Source organism: Cryptocyanus atlanticus LEGE 06306 (assembly GCF_056633155.1).
The window spans coordinates 129,492-147,314 of record NZ_JBSJOZ010000002.1 but is presented as its reverse complement, the minus strand read 5'-3'; the positions used below and the strand labels follow the sequence as shown (position 1 = coordinate 147,314).

General features: G+C 71.3%; 18 protein-coding genes. 9 read left to right on the top strand and 9 right to left on the bottom strand.

Translation table 11 applies throughout. The features are described 5' to 3' along the window. Positions 1-3 precede the first annotated feature (3 nt). Positions 4-999: a 2-carboxy-1,4-naphthoquinone phytyltransferase gene (menA, locus tag ACWJI7_RS03410; RefSeq protein ID WP_479935378.1), complete on the bottom strand. Its 996-nt coding sequence runs from the start codon at positions 997-999 to the stop codon at positions 4-6. Between the two features lie 75 nt (positions 1,000-1,074). Between menA and ACWJI7_RS03405 the strand changes: the two genes are divergently transcribed. Together ACWJI7_RS03405 and ACWJI7_RS03400 are read left to right on the top strand one after the other, a co-directional pair. Then, positions 1,075-2,508 (top strand): isochorismate synthase, encoded by a 1,434-nt coding sequence (locus tag ACWJI7_RS03405; RefSeq protein ID WP_479935376.1) that lies wholly within the window; start codon positions 1,075-1,077, stop codon positions 2,506-2,508. Between the two features lie 30 nt (positions 2,509-2,538). After that, positions 2,539-4,260, top strand: a complete 1,722-nt coding sequence (locus ACWJI7_RS03400) for a patatin-like phospholipase family protein (protein ID WP_479935374.1) — start codon at positions 2,539-2,541, stop codon at positions 4,258-4,260. A 41-nt stretch (positions 4,261-4,301) separates the two neighbouring features. Here the strand turns inward: ACWJI7_RS03400 and gshB are convergent, their stop codons facing one another. Further along, a complete protein-coding gene (gene gshB, locus ACWJI7_RS03395) occupies positions 4,302-5,315 on the bottom strand; it encodes a glutathione synthase (RefSeq protein ID WP_479935372.1) in 1,014 nt (337 codons plus the stop codon). Positions 5,316-5,317: 2 nt separating this feature from the next. Beyond that, on the bottom strand, positions 5,318-5,581 hold the full coding sequence (gene grxC / locus ACWJI7_RS03390; RefSeq protein WP_479935626.1) for a glutaredoxin 3: 264 nt from the start codon (positions 5,579-5,581) through the stop codon (positions 5,318-5,320). Positions 5,582-5,763: 182 nt separating this feature from the next. Between grxC and prfB the strand changes: the two genes are divergently transcribed. The 6 genes from prfB (at position 5,764) to ACWJI7_RS03360 (ending at position 9,838) form a co-directional block, all read left to right on the top strand. Continuing rightward, positions 5,764-6,886, top strand: a protein-coding gene (gene prfB, locus ACWJI7_RS03385; RefSeq protein WP_479935370.1) for a peptide chain release factor 2 whose coding sequence is annotated in 2 segments (ribosomal slippage) — positions 5,764-5,838 and positions 5,840-6,886 — 1,122 coding nt in all. Because the reading frame shifts where the segments join, the coding sequence is not laid out codon by codon here. Positions 6,887-6,907: 21 nt separating this feature from the next. Then, positions 6,908-7,126, top strand: coding sequence for a DUF3285 domain-containing protein (locus ACWJI7_RS03380; protein WP_479935368.1), 219 nt, complete (start codon positions 6,908-6,910; stop codon positions 7,124-7,126). Further along, positions 7,123-7,749, top strand: coding sequence for an rRNA maturation RNase YbeY (ybeY, locus tag ACWJI7_RS03375; protein WP_479935367.1), 627 nt, complete (start codon positions 7,123-7,125; stop codon positions 7,747-7,749). The genes ACWJI7_RS03380 and ybeY overlap by 4 nt, the downstream gene beginning before the upstream one ends. A gap of 99 nt (positions 7,750-7,848) precedes the next feature. Further along, positions 7,849-8,271, top strand: a complete 423-nt coding sequence (locus ACWJI7_RS03370; protein WP_479935366.1) for a diacylglycerol kinase family protein — start codon at positions 7,849-7,851, stop codon at positions 8,269-8,271. A gap of 85 nt (positions 8,272-8,356) precedes the next feature. Further along, positions 8,357-8,980 carry an anthranilate synthase component II gene (locus tag ACWJI7_RS03365; protein ID WP_479935624.1) on the top strand — a complete coding sequence of 208 codons (624 nt, stop codon included), beginning with the start codon at positions 8,357-8,359 and terminating at the stop codon, positions 8,978-8,980. A 63-nt stretch (positions 8,981-9,043) separates the two neighbouring features. Next, positions 9,044-9,838 (top strand): MBL fold metallo-hydrolase, encoded by a 795-nt coding sequence (locus ACWJI7_RS03360; RefSeq protein WP_479935364.1) that lies wholly within the window; start codon positions 9,044-9,046, stop codon positions 9,836-9,838. Between the two features lie 35 nt (positions 9,839-9,873). On the opposite strand, the gene ACWJI7_RS03355 is transcribed toward ACWJI7_RS03360, so the two are convergent. The 5 genes from ACWJI7_RS03355 to mnmE all read right to left on the bottom strand — a co-directional run bounded on the left by ACWJI7_RS03355 (position 9,874) and on the right by mnmE (position 17,112). Next, entirely contained in the window at positions 9,874-11,022 is a 1,149-nt protein-coding gene (locus ACWJI7_RS03355) for a pyridoxal phosphate-dependent aminotransferase (protein WP_479935362.1), read from the bottom strand. A gap of 26 nt (positions 11,023-11,048) precedes the next feature. Then, positions 11,049-12,653 (bottom strand): hypothetical protein, encoded by a 1,605-nt coding sequence (locus ACWJI7_RS03350; RefSeq protein WP_479935361.1) that lies wholly within the window; start codon positions 12,651-12,653, stop codon positions 11,049-11,051. 26 nt (positions 12,654-12,679) lie between these two features. Then, on the bottom strand, positions 12,680-14,479 hold the full coding sequence (argS, locus tag ACWJI7_RS03345) for an arginine--tRNA ligase (protein WP_479935359.1): 1,800 nt from the start codon (positions 14,477-14,479) through the stop codon (positions 12,680-12,682). Positions 14,480-14,776: 297 nt separating this feature from the next. Continuing rightward, entirely contained in the window at positions 14,777-15,664 is an 888-nt protein-coding gene (gene nadC / locus ACWJI7_RS03340; protein ID WP_479935357.1) for a carboxylating nicotinate-nucleotide diphosphorylase, read from the bottom strand. 80 nt (positions 15,665-15,744) lie between these two features. Continuing rightward, positions 15,745-17,112 (bottom strand): tRNA uridine-5-carboxymethylaminomethyl(34) synthesis GTPase MnmE, encoded by a 1,368-nt coding sequence (gene mnmE / locus ACWJI7_RS03335; protein WP_479935356.1) that lies wholly within the window; start codon positions 17,110-17,112, stop codon positions 15,745-15,747. On the opposite strand from mnmE, the gene ACWJI7_RS03330 reads away from it, so the two are divergent. Further along, on the top strand, positions 17,084-17,605 hold the full coding sequence (locus ACWJI7_RS03330) for a DUF2062 domain-containing protein (protein WP_479935354.1): 522 nt from the start codon (positions 17,084-17,086) through the stop codon (positions 17,603-17,605). The genes mnmE and ACWJI7_RS03330 overlap by 29 nt on opposite strands. A 28-nt stretch (positions 17,606-17,633) precedes the next feature. On the opposite strand, the gene ACWJI7_RS03325 is transcribed toward ACWJI7_RS03330, so the two are convergent. Continuing rightward, positions 17,634-17,822 carry a hypothetical protein gene (locus tag ACWJI7_RS03325; RefSeq protein WP_479935352.1) on the bottom strand — a complete coding sequence of 63 codons (189 nt, stop codon included), beginning with the start codon at positions 17,820-17,822 and terminating at the stop codon, positions 17,634-17,636. Position 17,823 lies beyond the last annotated feature (1 nt).

Sequence of the window (17,823 nt, the reverse complement as noted above, 5' to 3'; positions counted from 1 at the left end):
GCCTCACCAGCCCGCGAACCAGGGGCCGAGCGCCAGACCACAGGCCAACCCCGTCCCGTTGAGCGCCTGGAACCGCAGGGCCAGAAACTTGCTGCCGACCAGGCGCTCCGGGCTGCCGTGGTGATCGCGCAGCAGTCCGATCAACGCCCGGGCCGGCGGCAGACCGATCCCTCCCAGCAGGGCCGTGAGCGGCCAGCGGCCGAGCAGCACGGGCGCCCACTGGAGGGCGAGCGCCAGGGCGATGAACCAGGGCACCAGGGCCGCCGCCGCCGCCGGGCCCAGCCGCACCACCGGCGATCGCTTGCCGTGGGCGGCGTCCTCTTCCACCTGGTGGAAGTGGGAGCAGAACAGCACCAGGGTGGTGGCCAGGGCCGGCCCTGCCCCCAGCAGCAGGCCCGTGCGCCAGGGAATGGCGTCGGCGGCCCCGTCGGGGGTGAGGGCCAGCAGGGCGGCGGCGGTGGCCAGCGGGCCGAAGGCCAGCCAGCAGAGCGGCTCCCCCAGCCCCCGATATCCCAGGCGCAGCGGCGGCCCCTGGTAGGCGTACCCGAGGCCGCAGCAGGCCAGCACCAGGGCCAGCACCGCCGGACTGCTGCGGGCCGCCACCAGGGCGATCAGCAGCAGACCCGCCGCCAGACAGCCGTTGGCGAGCAGGGCGACCCGGTCGCGGCGACCGGTGAGGTTGACCAGGGAATGGGGCTTGCCGAGGCGGTCCACGCCGGTGTCGGCATCGAAGACATCATTGGCCAGATTCTCCCAGGCCAGAAGCAGCACGGCCGCCAGCAGAAAACCGAGCAGCTGCCCCCAGCGCGGCGTCAGCCCCCTGCCGAGCAGCCAGCCGGCGGCCAGCAGCACCGGCATCACCGCCACGGAGTACATGGGCCATTTGATCGCGGCCTTCCACAACCGGGAGCGGGCGCCATCCCCCCCGGGATCGGCATCCGGACCGCCGGCGGGGCGGATGGAGGCGTAACGGCTTGCGACGACCTCGGGGTCGGACATGGGCAGCGGGGACGTCGGAACCGGGAGGACCCATACATTTGAGCAGCTTCCCAGCCGCTCATCGCCCGTCCCCCGGTGCCGGTCGCCCCCTGTTTCACCGATCTGCTGGCCGCCGCCGCCGAGGGAGCCCGGTGGCTGGAGGAGGAGGGCGTGCTCAGCCTGGCCCTGCCGCTGGCCTGCCGGGACCCGCTGGCCCTGCTGCCCCACCTCGGCGACGGCGATGGATTCCGCTTCCTCTGGGACGGCGCTCCGGGCCTCTGCCTGGCCGCGAGCGGCACGGCCCATCGCCTGGAGCTGAGCGGCCCGCGCCGGTTCGAGTTGGCCCAGCGCTTCAGCGCCCTCAGCCTCAGCCGGCTGGTGCAGCGCCCCCAGGCCTGCCCCCCCCTGGCCCGGCCCCGGGTGCTGCTGGCCTTCTCCTTCTTCGACAGCCCGCTGCAGGAGGGCTGCGGCGGTGTTCCCGGCGTCCAGGCGGTGCTGCCGCGCTGGCAGCTGAGCCGGCAGGGCCGCCACTGCTGGCTGCGGCTCCAGCGCAGCCTCGGGGGAGCGGTCACCCCCCGCTCGGTGGCAGAGGAACTCTGGGAGCGGGCCCAGCGGCTGCAACGGCTGCCGATCGGTCCGGACGCCCACCCCTCCCAGCGGGTCCGCGTGGGTATCGCCAGCAGCTCTCCTTGGCAAGCCTCCTACCGGGAAGCCGTCACCCGGGCGCTGGACCTGGTGGAGGAGGGCACCCTGCGCAAGCTGGTGGTGGCGGTCCGTCAGCAGGTGCGGCTGGATCAGCCGCTCGATCCGCTGCAGCTGCTGGCCCATCTCCGGCGCCACCAACCCGGCAGCTGCCGTTTCCTCTGGCAGCAACGGCCGGGCGAGACCCTGATCGGGGCCTCCCCGGAGCGATTGCTGGCGGTGCGCCAGGGCCAGCTCCGCAGCGATGCCCTGGCGGGTACGGCTCCCTCCGGCGCCGCCGCCGACCAGCTCACCCACTCGCTCAAGGACCGGCATGAGCATGAGCTGGTGGTGGAAGCCATCACCCAGGTGCTGGGGGAGGCCGGGCTGATCCCGCGCCGCCCCCGCCGGCCGCAGCTGGCCCGGCATGGCCAGCTGGTGCATCTGCATACGCCGATCACTGCCGCCCTGGCGGAGCAGCAGCCCCTGGCCCTGGCGGCGGCCCTCCACCCCACCCCGGCCGTGGCAGGGCTACCACGCCGGGAGGCGATGGCCTGGTTGCGCAGTCTGGAACCGTTCGAGCGGGGCCATTACGCGGCGCCGATCGGCTGGATCGACAGTGCCGGCGATGCCGAACTGCGGGTGGCGATCCGCAGCGGGCGCCTGCGGGGCGACCAGCTCGAACTCACCGCCGGGGCCGGACTGGTCCGGGGCTCGGAGCCGGAACGGGAACTGCAGGAGGTGGCCCTGAAGCTGGGGGTGCTGCAGCAGCAGCTCAACCTGCCGGCGGACCCCCGGATCCAGTCGGAGACCACCCTCCCCGGCGAGCGACTGCCCCTGCAGGGATAATCGGCGGCAGGAGCCCCGCGAACGGACGGCATGACCAGACGGGAGCGGCTGCAGACGACCTTCGCCGCATCCCGCCTGTTCCGCAGCCTCCCGCCGGAGTGCATGGACAGCCTCAATCCCCGTCAGGGGCAGGTCCGGGAAGGGGATCTGCTGTTCGCGGAGGGGGATCCGGCCGCAACCGCCTACGTGATCGAGTCCGGCATCCTCGGTCTGTTCAATGGCGCCCTGGAGCCCTCCACCGCCTGGTTCCGGAAAGCGGTGCGGGGGGATCTGGTGGGGGAGTACGGGCTGCTCAGCGATGAACCGCGCTCCGCCTCGGCGATCGCCCTGACCGATCTCAGCTATTTCTGCCTCGAACCGGCTGATCTCCGCCAGCTGCTGGCCCAATCTCCCGAGCTGCAGAGGCGGCTGATCACTTCGCTGGCCGATGCGGCCTCGATCGGGCGCGACCCCCGCCGCTCCGCTCTGACCACCATCGCGATTCACAACGCGTCCCCGGAGTCCCCCCTCACCCGGCAGGTGCTGGCAGTGTTGTCGGAGCATCTGCTCAGCCAGGCGGCCGGTCAGATCGCGTTCAGCGACGCGGCGACGCTCCACCCAGCCCGCAGCGAGAGCGATCTGCATCAGCAGCTGACCGAGGCAACCGGGGCGGGCCGCACCCGGCTGTTCCTCACGGAGGCTCCCCAGGTGCTGAGCCGTCGCAATCAGAAGCTGATCGATCGGCTGCTGATCCTCACGGACGGCACGGCCGAACAGGTGACGCTGGGCGATCCGATCCCGGCGGACTGCATCCTCGTGCGGCTCTGGCCGCCGGAGCAGGTCCGCCCCGTCACCAAGCCCTGGAGCGGTTCACTGCAGCCAGCCTTCACGCTCAACATCCGGGCGTGCCTGGGCAGCCACCGGGACCGGCTGGCCCGCACGGTGCTGCGTCGCCAGACCGTGCTGGTCCTGGGCGGGGGAGGCGCCAGGGGGTTCGCCCATGTGGGGGCCATCGCGGCCCTGCAGGAACGGGGGCCCGATGACATCGACATGGTCATGGGGGTGAGCATCGGAGCGCTGGTGGCGTCCCTGGCGGCCTTCGATCTCCCCGCCGAAGAGATCCTCGGCCATCTCAAGCGGGTGATCATCGACGCCAGGCCGTACTCCCTCATCCTGTCGCGGGAGTCCCTTTTCTCCCTCGCCAATTCCCAGCGGGAGCTGGAGGCCTTCTTCGCGGACTCGCGCATCGAGGACAGCTGGCTGGCCCTGCAGTGCTTCTCCACCAATCTCTCCACCAATCGGCTGGAGGCCTGGACCAGCGGCGACATCCCCGCCGCGGTGGTCTCCAGCATGGCGGTGCCGGGCATCTTCCCCCCGGTGGAGGACTTCCAGGGTCACCTGCACGTGGATGGCGGAATCCTCAACAATCTCCCGGTCGCGCCGGCCCGTCAGCTCACTGACGGACGGATCATCGCCATCTCGCTCGATGGGGAGCCGGAGTCGTCCCCGGTTGCCGGGCCGGAGGGGCCGCCGCGCCGGCCGTCACTGGCCCGAACCCTCGTCGACGCGATGATGTGCGCCTCCCATGCCGTGTCCCAGTCGCAGGAGCGCCTGGCCGACCTCCTGCTGAAACCGGAGATCGGCCACATTCCCTTCCTGGACTGGAAGAGCTACAGCCAGAGCTTCGAGGCTGGCTACAACCACACCCGCCAACGGCTCCCCTCCAGAAGGGAAGCGGACAGGGAGCCGAAGGACGGGGAAGTCGCGCTCTGAATTCCGAGGCCGCCCGGCCGCTCGAACCGGGACCGGGTCGCTCAGCCCGCCAGCAACCGCTCCATGGCGAGGTCGGCCACGGGAATCCCCCCCAGTCGCTCGATCTCGCGGATGCCGGTGGGGCTTGTCACGTTGATCTCGCTGAGGCGATCGCCGATCACATCGATCCCCACAAAGAACAGCCCCGCCTGCCGCAGCGCTGGAGCCAGCTCGGCGCAGATTGCCGTTTCCGCGGCGGTGAGGGCGGTGGGTTCGGGCTCGCCCCCCACCGCCAGGTTGCTGCGGAACTCCCCAGGCAGCGGCCTGCGGTTGATCGCCCCCAGGGGCTCACCGTCCACCAGCAGGATGCGCTTGTCACCGGCGCTGACCGCCGGCAGGAAGGCCTGCGCCAGGACCGGCAGGGTCTGCTGCTGGGTGACCAGCTCCAGGAGGGCCCGCAGGCCCGGCGCGGCGCTGGCGCTTCGCACCACCCCCTGGCCGGCGCGGCCCCCCAGCGGTTTGAGCACCACCTCCGGGTGGTCGGCGGCGAAGGCCGCCAGCCGCTCCACATCAGCGCTCACCAGGGAGGGCGCCATCAGGTGGCTGAAGCGCAGGGAACCCAGCTTCTCGTTCCAGGCCAGCAGGGCCGCCGGTCGGTTGAGCACCCGAACACCCTGCTGTTCGGCCAGCTCCAGCAGCAGGGTGGCGTAGAGGTAGGGCTCATCGACGGGGGGATCCTTACGCATCCACACCCGGGGAAAGCTGGCCAGCGCCAGCCAACGGGAATCCCCCAGCTCCACCCAGGGATCGGGCACCTGCCAGCCCTCGGGGCCGGGGCGGATGTCGCCCAGGCGGGCAGGGCTGGCCTTGACCATCGGCGTGGCCCCCCCTCCGCCGGCGGCGGGTCGCTGACCCTCGACCGCCAGATCGGCCGGCGTACAGACCCACACCTGCTGACCGGCCCGCTGGGCCGCCTGCATCAGGGCCACGCTGGAATCCTTGGCGGGGCGCAGCCGCTGGATCGGATCGACGACGAACAGCTGGGCCTCCCCGCCCCCCACGGCGCTGGAGGACACCCTCAGCTCCCGTGCAGGAGCGGCTCGAGACGGCCGGAGCGCTCGAGGGAATGCAGTTCATCGCAGCCGCCGATCCCCTGGCCATCGATGAAGATCTGGGGAAGGCTGGTGCGCCCATCGGCGCGCACCGCCATGGCCGATCGCGCCGCCGTGTCGCCGTCGATGGCGAACTCCCGGTAGGCCACACCCTTGCGATCCAGCAGGGCCTTGGCCCGGATGCAGAAGGGGCAGAACCGCCAGGTGTAGATCTCGACGTCGGCGGCCATCGCTGGGCGGGGAAGGAAGCCCGATCCTAGAAGTCCCGCCGGATCCACCCCCCGTTCCGCCGCGGCCACCGGCGGAGATCCCCCCAGGGAGGCGCCGAAGCAGACGACCGGAGCGATGCCGTGGGAGCCCCCGCCGCGGAAGTTCGACTGATACGGTCGGAGCACCGCTGGGACCCCAACCGGTGCTCGATCTCACCGATTTCAAACGCGATCTCTCCGAGCTCACCGACCGCCTGGGCCATGCCCAGGACTGTCTTTGACGTCCCCGCTCTGACAGCACGACAGCGGGACCTGGAGCAGCTCGCCTCCCAGCCGGATTTCTGGGACGACCAGGCCCTGGCCCGCAAGAGGATGCGCCAGCTCGACGAGGTGAAGGCCCAGCTAGAGCAACTCGGACGCTGGCGGGCGGCGCTCACGGACGCCGAGGCCACCCTGGAGCTCCACGAGCTCGAACCCGACGAGGAGCTGCTGGGGGAGGCCAACGGCGGCCTGCAGACCCTGCGGGGCGATCTCGACCGCTGGGAGCTGGAGCGGCTGCTGAGCGGCCCCTATGACAAGGAGGGTGCCGTGATCTCGATCAACGCCGGTGCCGGCGGCACCGACGCCCAGGACTGGGCCCTGATGCTGATGCGCATGTACACGCGCTGGGCCGAGGACCACGGCATGACGGTGTCCGTGGACGAACTCTCGGAAGGGGAGGAGGCGGGCATCAAGAGCTGCACGATCGAGATCGACGGCCGCTACGCCTACGGCTACCTGCGCAACGAGAAGGGCACCCACCGGCTGGTGCGGATCTCGCCGTTCAACGCCAACGACAAGCGCCAGACCAGCTTCGCCGGCATCGAGGTGATGCCCAGGCTCGACGAGGACGTGAAGCTCGACATCCCCGACAAGGACCTGGAGGTCACCACCTCCCGCTCCGGTGGGGCCGGCGGCCAGAACGTCAACAAGGTGGAAACGGCGGTGCGCATCCTGCACGTGCCCACCGGCCTGGCGGTGCGCTGCACCCAGGAGCGCTCCCAGCTGCAGAACAAGGAGAAGGCGATGGCGCTGCTGATGGCCAAGCTGCTGGTGATCGCCCAGGAGCAGCGGGCCTCCGAGATCGCCGACATCCGTGGCGACATCGTGGAAGCCGCCTGGGGCAACCAGATCCGCAACTACGTCTTCCATCCCTATCAGATGGTCAAGGATCTGCGCACCGGGGAGGAAACGACGGATGTGCAGGGGGTGATGAACGGCGATCTCGACCCCTTCATCCAGGCGCTGCTGCGCCAGGGTGTGCTGATCGCCTCCGAAGCGGCCTGAGCCGTTTCCCCCTGCCGCCCCATGGCCGAGTCCGCCCCGCCCCAGCCCTCCGCCCCGCCCGAGGCCACGCCCGGGCGTGCCCAAACGAGCGGGCCACCGCCCAGCTTCGTGAAGCTGGCCATGCGCAACATGGTGCGCAAGGGCCGCCAGAGCCTGCTGCATTTCGGCCTCACCGCTGCGGGCTTCAGCGCCGTGCTGTTGCTGCTGGCCTGGTTCGGGCGCCCCAGCCTGCCCCAATGAACGGCGGCGACCTCGCCGGCGGGAGGGGACGGACCCGGCCGGACCCCGAGCTGGACCTGGCCTTCCGCGTGGCTGGGAGCGTGGCGCCGGCCCTGCTGGACCAGGCCGGTCCCTGGGCCGATCCGAAGCATGGCGAGGCGCTCTGGCGGGGCCGGCTGAGCGGCTGGCTGGCCGACCTGACCGCCGAGCTTCCCGCGGCGCTGCGCCGCGGGGCCTACAGCGCCGGCCTGGAGCTGTGTGATGACGCCACCATCGCCGAACTCAACGGGCAGTGGCGACTGATCAACGCCCCCACCGATGTGCTCGCCTTCGCGGCCCAGGAGGAAGGCGGCGAACCCGGCACGCCCCAGCCCCCTGCCGGCGGCCCGGACGACCCAGAGAGCGAACCGCTGGAACTCGGGGACATCGTGATCTCGATCGAGACCGCCGCCCGCCAGGCCATGGCGGCGGACGTGAGCCTGGCGCGGGAACTGGCCTGGCTGGCCAGCCACGGGCTGCTCCATCTGCTCGGCTGGGACCATCCCGATGAGTCCAGCCTGGAGGCGATGCTGCAGCGTCAGGACCAGCTGCTGGAGGATGGAAGCGGTGGCCGTCGTGACGGCCACCCTGGCCAGCAGCGGTAACGTTCAGGCCGACAGCATCCCGTCGCGTGGCCTCGGATGGTGATGTGGACGCGCCCAGGAGACCCGATGACCACCCTGGTACCTCTCGAACCCGTTCCGATGGCACCTGAGTCCTCGCGGCGGAGCCGGGGACAGCGGCCCGGGGCCTGGCGGGTGGCCGGGGATCTGCCCAACAGCTTCCGCTACGCCGCCCAGGGTCTGGCCTACGGCTTCAGCAGCCAGCGCAACTTCCGCGTGCATGTGATCACCGGGGTGGTGGTGTTCGCCCTGGCCCTCTGGCTGCAGCTGAGCCTCGACCGCCTGGCGGTGCTGGTACTCACGGTGGGGGCGGTGCTGGTGCTGGAGCTGGTGAACACGGCGATCGAGTCGGTGGTGGATCTGGCCATCGGCCGCCGCTTCCACCCCCTGGCACGCATCGCCAAGGACTGCGCCGCCGCCGCCGTGCTGGTGGCCGCCCTGGCCTCGATGCTGATCGCCCTGCTGTTGCTGCTGCCGCCCCTGCTGGAGCGGCTCGGGCTCTGAACCGCGGGCCCGGCCGTCAGGGCCGGGGGCGTTGAATGGGCCAGCGGTGCCCATGCGGGCGCCCATCCGCAATCCGGCCGACGGGATGCTCCTCGTTCTCGACAACTACGACAGCTTCACCTTCAACCTGGTGCAGTACCTGGGGGAATTGGCGGCGGAGCATCCCCTGGCCGCCGATCTGCGGGTGGAGCGCAACGACGCCCTCAGCGTGGAGCAGATCCGCGAGCTCGCCCCCCAAGCAATCCTGATCTCGCCGGGGCCCGGCGATCCCGACCAGGCGGGTGTGTGCCTGCCGGTGCTGGCCGAACTCGGCCCGAGCGTGCCGGTGCTGGGCGTCTGCCTCGGGCACCAGTGTCTGGCCCAGGTGTTCGGCGGGAAGGTGGTGCGGGCGGCCGAGCTGATGCACGGCAAGACCTCTCCGGTGCTCCATGACGGGGCGGGGGTGTTCCAGGGGCTACCCTGCCCGCTCACCGCCACCCGCTATCACAGCCTGATCGCCGAACGGGCCAGCCTGCCCGCCTGCCTGGAGATCACCGCCTGGCTGGAGGACGGCACGATCATGGGGCTGCGCCACCGTGACCATCCCCACCTGGAAGGGGTCCAGTTCCACCCGGAGAGCGTGCTCACAGAATCCGGTCATGCCCTGCTGGCCAATTTCCTGCGGATGGCTGCCGCCCGAACCGCCCCACCGGGAGCGGAGGCGGCCTGATCCCGGCGGAGGAACGCTGCTAGGTTCGCGCCATTGTCGGCGCCTGCGGCGCGCACTCCAGGCATGGCCACCGATCGAGCGCAAACGGCCCCGGTCCATCGCCCGGCGGCGTCAGCCCGGCGGCGGCGCCTCGGCGTCAGCCTCGGTGTGGGGGTGGGTGGTCTGGCCCTGATCGGCGGCCTGAGCGCCGGTCTCCCCGCCGCCCGGGCCGCCGGCGGCGTCACCGTGACCAGCTACGGGCACAGTGCCCTGATGATCCGCGGCGGGGGCGCCACGGTGCTGCTGAACCCCTTCAAAGCCGTGGGCTGCGCCGCCGGCCTGCCGGAACCGCGGGTGAGCGCCAATGTGATCCTGGCCAGCAGCCGGCTCCTCGATGAAGGGGCCCCGGTGGCCTCCGGCCGGATGCTGGTGGCCCCAGGGTCCTACCGGGTGGCGGGCCTCAAGCTGGAGGGCGCCTCCATCCCCCACGACCGCCTCGGTGGCCGCCGTTTCGGCCAGGCCACGCTCTGGCGCTGGAAGCAGGGGGGTCTGGAGATCGCCCATCTCGGCGGCACGGCCGCTGCCCTGCGCCCGGAGGACCGGGTGCTGATCGGCAAACCCGATCTCTTGATCATCGGTGTGGGTGGAGGCGCCAAGGTCTACGACGGGGCCGAAGCGGCCGCCGTGGTGCGGGACCTGGCCCCCCGGCGCGTGATCCCGGTGCAGTACGTGAGCGGCACGACCCCGGCCAACTGCGATCAGGGCGGCATTGAGCCCTTTCTGCAGGCGATGAGCGGCACCCCCGTGCAGCGACCCGGCCGCACGGTGAGCTTCGGGGCCCCGCTGAGTGAGGGCACCCAGATCATGGTGCTGCGCTGAGCGGGAACGCTGCACCGCGCACGGGGGTGCGCCCGTCAGGGGGCCGGTGGGGCCGACAGCTGGTCCACCCTCCGGTAGATCGTCCAGAACTGCCGCATCTGCTCGGTGGTGCCCAGGCTCACCCGCAGCGAACCCTCGATCAGGGGCTTGCCCGCCATCGAGCGCACCAGAATGCCGTTGGCGCGCAGCCCCCGCTCCACCTCCGGGGCCGGTAAGCGGGGCCAGATCAGCAGATAGTTGCCACCGGCGGCGTGGTGACGCACCCCGGCCGCCTGAAGTTCCCGCAGCAGCCAGCCGCGGGCCCGCAGCACCTCGGCCACGTAGGCATCCACATAGGCCTGGTCAGCCAGGGCCGCATGGGCGGCGGTCACCGCGAAACTATTGACGTCATAGGGACCACAGACCCGGCCCACCCGCTCCACCAGCGCCGGAGCGCCGATGGCGAAGCCGATGCGCAGCCCCGCCAGGCCAGCGGTCTTGGCGAGGGAACGCAGCACCAGCAGGTTGGGGAAGGAAGCGGCCCCGTGCTGGAGGAGCACCGGCAGCACGCTGTCGCCGCTGAAGGCGGCATAGAGCTCGTCGACCACCACCAGGCTGGCCGGAGCCTCCGCCGCCAACTCCAGGATCCGCGCGGGCGCCAGACAGGTGCCCGTGGGGTTGTTGGGGTTGCAGAGCAGCAGGATCCGTGGCGCCCGCTGCCGCAGGGCGGCCAGGGTCTCCTCCCAGGGGAAGGCGAACCCGGGGGAGCGGTAGGGAATCGCCTCGATCGTCATCCCCTGCATGCGGGCGCAGGGGGTGTAATAGCCGAAGGTGGGACTGGTGGTGAGCAGCCGCTCCCCCGGGGCACCAAAGGCGTGGAACACGGCGTGGAGGGCATCATCCACGCCGTTGAACAGACCGATGTGGGCCGGGGTGAGGGTGCCGGCCTCCCCAGGGGGCAGCGCCGCCTCGACCCGCAACGAGGCCACCACGGCCTCGCGCAGGCCGGCGTACTCGGGATAGATGGCGTAGTGGTCGGCGGGGATGGCCCGGATCGCCTCCACCACCCTGGGGCTGGGTCCCACGGTGTTCTCGTTGAAATCCAGCCGCAGCAAGCCTCGCCGTCCCTCCAACGGGGCGCTGTAGGCCTGCAGACTCTCGACCTCGGGCCGGGCGCTCGGGCAGGGGGGGGCCGGATCCGTCACGGGGGGCATCATCGGGCCTGAGGCTATTAGGGGAGCAGCTCCTTCAGGCTGCCTCGGGTCATCAGCTGGCGGGTCGGATCCCGCAGGCCCTCACGCCGGGCGGGTTCGATCGGGAAGGGGGGAGGAACCAGCAACGGGCGGTGCGCCGCACCAGGCCCCTGCAGCAGATCCGCATCCAGCAGCAGGCAGGGGGCATAGGGCGAATTCTCCACCCACTGGGGATCGAACAGCACGGCCCGATCGCCGCCGCCAGTCCGGTTGAAGCGATCGACCGCCCCGTAGAAACCGCTGAGGGCGGCCCCCTCCGCCGGCGGCGGCGTCCAGGCCAGCAGCGAGAGCCTCAGGGCATCCAGGAACGAGGCCAGCAGAAGGGCGGTGAGGGCCGCCGCGATGCTCCGGCGCCAGCGGGCGGGGACTCCCCGTGCGCTCAGGCCCTGCTGAAAGCGCTGCAGGAGCACCGCCGTGCCGATGGCCACCAGCGGCACCAGAAAGAGGACCGCATACTCATGGAAGACGATCAGATTGCGGAAGGCGATCAGCCAGCCGGCACTGGCAATCGCCACGGCACTGAGCAGATCGCCCGGCACCGCCCCGGCGTCGTGATCCCCCCGGGCCGCTGGGCGGATCAGGACGCCGGACCGGAGTGCCACCAGAGCCAACCCCAGAGCGATCGCCCCCACCAGGAGGATGCCAGGGCTGGGCAGCAGCCGGGCGATGGCCTCCACCATCTCTGCGGCGGCCTCGCCGGGCTGCAGCCGCGACTGGTTCCCGTCCGCCCAGAGGGCCCCCGGCAGCCCGAGGCGCCGGAGGGCGGACTGCACCACCGACACTTCGGCGAGGGGGACCCCGTTCAGGCGTGCTTCGACCCTCGCCGCCCAGGCCGCGGCGGCGAGGGGCACCGTCAGCGACAGCCCGCCGCCCGCGACCAGCAACGGCAGGGTGCCGCGCAGGGGCCGGCGCCAGAGGGACAGCAGTGCGCAGCCCAGCAGAAAGAAGCTCACGATGAAGGCGCGCCCCAGCAGGCTGGCCAGCAGAATCCCGACGAGAAACAGGACCCGGCGGGGCTGCCGGCCCGCCAGCAGGGGACGGCGCAGGCCGGCGAGATAGGCCCCGATCGCCAGGGCATAGCCGAGCAGGCCGGGCTGATCGAAGTGAAACATCGGCCGGTAGTGCAGCCACAGCGGCGAGGCGAGAATGGTCAGCAGGCCCATCGCCGAGGGCCAGATCCGCAGACCGGCCAGCCGCAGGCCTCCATAGAGCAGGCCGGCGGTCATGACGAAGATCCCGTTCATCAGATGCTTTGAGACCAGCAGCATCCGTTCGCTGCCATCGGAGAATGCGGAGAGCCACCCCTGCGACAGCAACGAGAAGACGATCGGGTAGCGGTTGAAGTAGTCAAAGCTGACGGATTGGCGTCCTTCGGAATCGATCGTCAGCAACCGACAGGCATAGCCCACCAGGCCTGTTTCGGCGTCGCCGTGTCGGCTGATGGCCAGGGAATGGAGGGGTACCCAGTTGAAGTGGGAGCCGCGAAGCAACGAGAAGACCGAAGGTTCCAGCAGCAGGAGTACGCACCAGCCCAGGATCACGATGGCCAGCACGGCCAGACCTTCCCGGCGCTGCATCTCCATGGCCGGGATCGTCTGCTGGCGGGAATCTACATGCGCTCCAGCACGGGAATTCCCAGCAGATTCAGTCCCAGCCTGAGGCTGTCGGCGCAGAGGCGACAGAGGGCCAGGCGGGAAGCACGTGCCGGCTCGTCGGCTTTGAGCACCGGCACCTGGTCGTAGAAGCGATTGAACGTCTGGCTGAGTTCGAACAGATAGGTGCAGAGGCGATTGGGCAGCAGTTCGTCCTCCACCTCGGCGATCACCGCGTCGAACTGGAGGAGCTGGCGCACCAGCGCCCACTCCTGCGGCGCGCTGAACGCCAGGGGATCCGGGAAGGCGGCACCACCGAGATCACCGCCTCGGCGCGCCAGCCCGGCGATCCGCACCACCGCATAGAGGAGATAGGGCGCCGTGTTGCCCTGCAGGGCCAGCATCCGATCGAAGCTGAACTGGTAATTCGTGGCCCGGTTCTGGCTCAGGTCGGCGTACTTCACCGCCGCCAGGCCCACGGTGGTGGCCACCTGATCGATGAAAGCGTCGCCTTCGCTGCGCTCCTCCTCCGCCAGGCGGCGGCGCAGGTCGGCCCCACAGCGCTCCACCGCCTCGTCGAGCAGATCCCTGAGCCGCACCGTGTCACCGGAGCGGGTCTTGAGCTTCTTGCCGTCCTCGCCCTGGACCAGACCGAAGGGCACATGCTCGAGCCGTGCCCCCGTCGGGATCCAGCCGGCGCGGCGGGCCACCTGGAACACGCCGGCGAAATGGCCGGCCTGGCCCGCGTCGGTGACGTAGATCACCCGGCGGGCGCCGTCCCCGGCCGGGGGGGGGGCGAAGCGGTAGCGGATCGCCGCCAGGTCGGTGGTGGCGTAGTTGAACCCGCCATCGCTCTTGCGCACGATCACCGGCTGGGGCTGGCCGTCCTTGCCGACCACCCCCTCGAGGAAGACGCAGCGGGCTCCCGCGTCGGTGACCAGCAGCCCGGCGGCGTCGAGATCGGCGACGACCGCCTCCAGGTGGGGGTTGTAAAACGATTCACCCCGCTCGCTCAGGCGGATGTCGAGGCGGTCGTAGATGCGCTGGAACTCGCGCCGCGACTGGTCACAGAGCAGCTGCCAGGCCCGGCGGGAGAGCGGGTCACCGCTCTGGAGCTTCACGACCTCTTCGCGGGAGGTGGCCTGGAAGCCCCCGTCCGCATCGAAGCGGGCCTTGGCCTGGCGGTAGAAGGCCACCAGATCGCCAAGATCCACCGCATCGGCCGTGGTGAGCGCCTCGGGAGCCACCTGCTTGAGATGGGTGATCAGCATGCCGAACTGGGTGCCCCAGTCCCCCACATGGTTGAGCCGCAGCACCGGATGGCCGCGGAACTCCAGCACCCGTGCCAGGCAGTCGCCGATGATCGTGGAGCGCAGGTGCCCCACGTGCATCTCCTTGGCGATGTTGGGGCTGGAGAAATCCACGATCACCGGGGACGGGGACGGGGCCCGGGGCACCCCCAGCCGGGGGTCCCCCAGGCGGGCCCTCACCTCCGCCGCCAGCCGCTGCGGCCGCAGGGTGAGGTTGATGAATCCGGGGCCGGCGATCCGGGGCGGTTCGCAGAGCTCGGCGAAGGCGGGATCGGTGTCCAGCTGCGCCACGATCGCGGCGGCGATGGCACGGGGGGCCTGCTGGAGGGGTCTGGCCAGGGGCAGGGCACCGTTGGCCTGGAAATCACCGAACTCGGGTTTGCTGGCGGGGACCAGCTGGGGGTCGAGGGGGGCGCCGGCCACACCGGCCGCCGCCGCCGCTTCAGGGAAGGCCCGCTCCAGGGCCGCCGCGAGCTGGCTGTGGAGGGCCTTCGAAACGGTCAGCATGGAGAACGGGTGCGGTGCGGAGGATCGGGTCCAGGGTCGATCATCCCTCTCCGGGGTTGGCGGAGCGGTCCCGATCCGTTCAGGGGCCCACGATCCCCCTGTCGCCGTGGCAGGCCATCGACGGAGGGAACATCCGGCACCCCCTCGCCACGGCTGAAACCGATGCACCAGGGCTGGGTTGTTGGGTCTGGATCGTGCCGGGCCACCCCGTCGCCCCCGGGGCCGGGATCCGTGGATGGCCCCAGCGCCCAGCTGCGCCTCCCGGTGGAAGCCTCCGGAGACCCGGGCCTCCTCCTCCTACCGGGCAGTCGCCTCGAATCGCATGCTCAGATCCAGCCAGGGGCTGCGGGTGACCGGTGCGCTGGTGGAGATCAGATCGATGCCGGTGGCGGCGTAGGCCCGCAGCTGCTCGGGTTGCACGCCGGAGGCCTCCAGTACCACCGGCTCCCCCCGGCCTCCCGCCAGCTCCCTGAGCCGGGGGACCAGGTCCCGGAGCCCGGCGGGGCTGAACCCATCGAGCAGCACCCCATCGGCGCCGGCGCGCACGGCGGATTCCGCCTCGGCGGCGGTTTCGGCCTCCACGATCAGCCGCGCCGGCCAGGGGGCGGCGGCACGCACGGCGGCCAGGGCCGGCTCCACCCCACCGGCCCAGGCGAGATGGTTCTCCTTGAGCATGGCGGCATCATCGAGGCCGAGGCGGTGGTTCAGCCCGCCGCCGCAGCGCACGGCGTATTTCTCCAGCAGCCGCAGGCCCGGGGTCGTCTTGCGGGTGTCGGCCAGGCCCACACCACTGCCCTCCAGCTGGGCCACCAGGGAGGCCGTGGCGGTGGCGATTCCGGAGAGCCGCATCGCCAGATTCAGGGCCGTGCGCTCCCCCGCCGCCAGGGCGCCGGCCGGACCGTCCAGCTCCAGCAGCCGCTGGTCCGCCGCGACCGGCTCCCCATCCGCCACCAGCAGGTGGACGGCCACGGCAGGATCCAGGAGCTGGAACAGGGGCTCCACCAGTACACCGCCGCAGAAGATCCCCGCACGGCGGGCCATCCAGCTGGCCCGGCCGGGTCGGCCCACCAGGGCGGCGGCGCTGAGGTCACCGCGACCGATGTCCTCCTCCAGCCAGGCCCGCAGCTGACCCTCCAGCCGGGGCTGACTCAGCAGAACGGCGGCGCCGGGCGGAGGGAGGGTCACGCTGAGAGGGACGCCGGGAAAGGGGGGCCAGCCGGGGCCCCATCCTGCCGGTGAGGCCGGCCGGCCGTCGCCGCCAGGCCCTACTTGCCGATGCAGAACCGGGCGAACACCCGATCGAGGACCGCCTCGCTCACCTCCTGGCCGGTGATTTCGCCGAGGGAACCCACGGCGGAGCGCAGATCGATGGTCCAGAAATCCCACGGCAACCCGGCCGCGGCCGCCTCCAGCACGCGCTCCAGGCTGGCGGCCGCCTCGGCCGCCAGATCCCGCTGGCGGGCGTTGAGCGCCACCTGCAGACCCTGGGCCACCCCGGCGCCGCAGCACTCCAGCAGCTGGCGGGCCAGGGCGTCGCGGCCGGCGCCGGTGAGGGCGCTGATCGCCACGGCACCATCCCCGCTCCCATCGGGGCGAACATCGGTGAGATCGGCCTTGTTGCCCACCAGCAGCAACGGCACCCCCGGCGGCACCTGATCGCGCAGTGCCTGGTCCGCCGCCGTCCAGCCGCTGCAGAGATCGAAGAGCAGCAGCACCACATCGGCGGACGCCAGCGCCGCGCGGCTGCGGGAGATGCCGAGCTGCTCGACCCGATCGTCGGTGTCACGGATGCCGGCGGTATCCAGCAGGGTGAGCGGCACGCCCTCAAGCACGAGCTCGCTCTCGAGCAGGTCACGGGTGGTGCCGGGCAGGTCGGTCACAATCGCCCGCTCCCGCTGGCTGAGCTGGTTGAGCAGGCTCGACTTGCCCACATTGGGCCGGCCCACGATCGCCACCCGCAGCCCCTCGCGCAGCACCGCCCCCTGGCGGGCCTCCGCCACCAGCCGCTCCAGCTCCCCCCCCACCCGAGCCAGCTCCGCCCGCAGGGTGCCGGCGTCGAGCGGCGGCAGATCCTCCTCGAAATCCACCCGGGCCTCGAGTTCGGCCAGTTGATCGAGCAGGCGGCCACGCAGCGCCTCGATCCGCCGTTGCAGGCCACCATCAAGCCCCGCCACCGCCAGTTGGGCGGCTCGGCGGCTGCGGGCTGTGATCAGCTCGCTGATCGCCTCGGCGCGGGTGAGATCGAGCCGACCATTGAGAAAGGCCCGCTGGCTGAATTCCCCCGGCTGGGCCCGGCGTGCGCCGGCGGCGAGCACCAGCTCCAGCACCCGCTGCACCGCCACCAGGCCGCCATGGCCCTGCAGCTCCACCACGGTCTCACGGGTGAAGCTGCGGGGGGCCCGCATCAGCAGCAGCAGGGCCTCATCGATCCGCTCGCCGCTGTCCGGGTCGACCACATGGCCGTAGAGCACCCGGTGGCTGTCCCAGACCTGCCGGCCCGGGGCCTCGAACAGGCGCCGGCCGATGGTCTCCGCCTCGGGACCGGAGATCCTTACGATCGCCACACTCCCCTGACCGGGCGCCACCGCCGTGGCGATCGCTGCAATGGTGTCGTCCCAGTCCAAGCATCCCAACGGGCGACGGCGCGTCCAGTCTCGGCTTCCCCGGTCCGTCAGGGGGGCCCTGCTGCGCCTGCGGCGCTGGATGGGCTGGCTCTGGCGCCAGGAGGGCAGCCCCGGCCAGCGGGCCCGGGGGCTGGCGGCTGGGATCTTCTGTGGCTGTTTCCCGTTCTTCGGGCTGCAGACCCTGCTCGGCATCGCCCTGGCCACGCTGCTGCGCGGCAACCACCTCCTGGCCGCGGCGGGCACCTGGATCAGCAATCCGATCACCTACCTGCCGCTCTACTGGTTCAACTACCAGGTGGGGTCCTGGCTGCTGGGGCCGAGCGTCCGGCCCGTGAGCATCACAGCCCTGCACCAGGAGGGGTTCTGGGAGATGGGCTGGGCCTTCTCCAGCCGCCTGCTGCTGGGCTCCAGCCTGGTGGGGATGGTGAGCTCCGTGGCCCTGGGCGCGCTCTACTGGCGCTGGCTGGAGCGCCACCCGAGGGTATCTGGGGCACCGGGCTGATCCATTGGGGGGAGGTCCGGCGAGGGGTCTAGCCGTGGCTGAAGCCCGGACAGAGCATCAGATCGATGTGGCCGCCACTGGGTTGGCGCCACTCACGGAACTCATCGGAGAGGGCCTTGTGATCACGACCCTTCTGGACGGCATCGAGGGCCTGCAGACGCTGGTGCACCAGATCAAGAGTGTCGTCGATCAGCTGAGCAGCCTGTTCGGAAGTCATG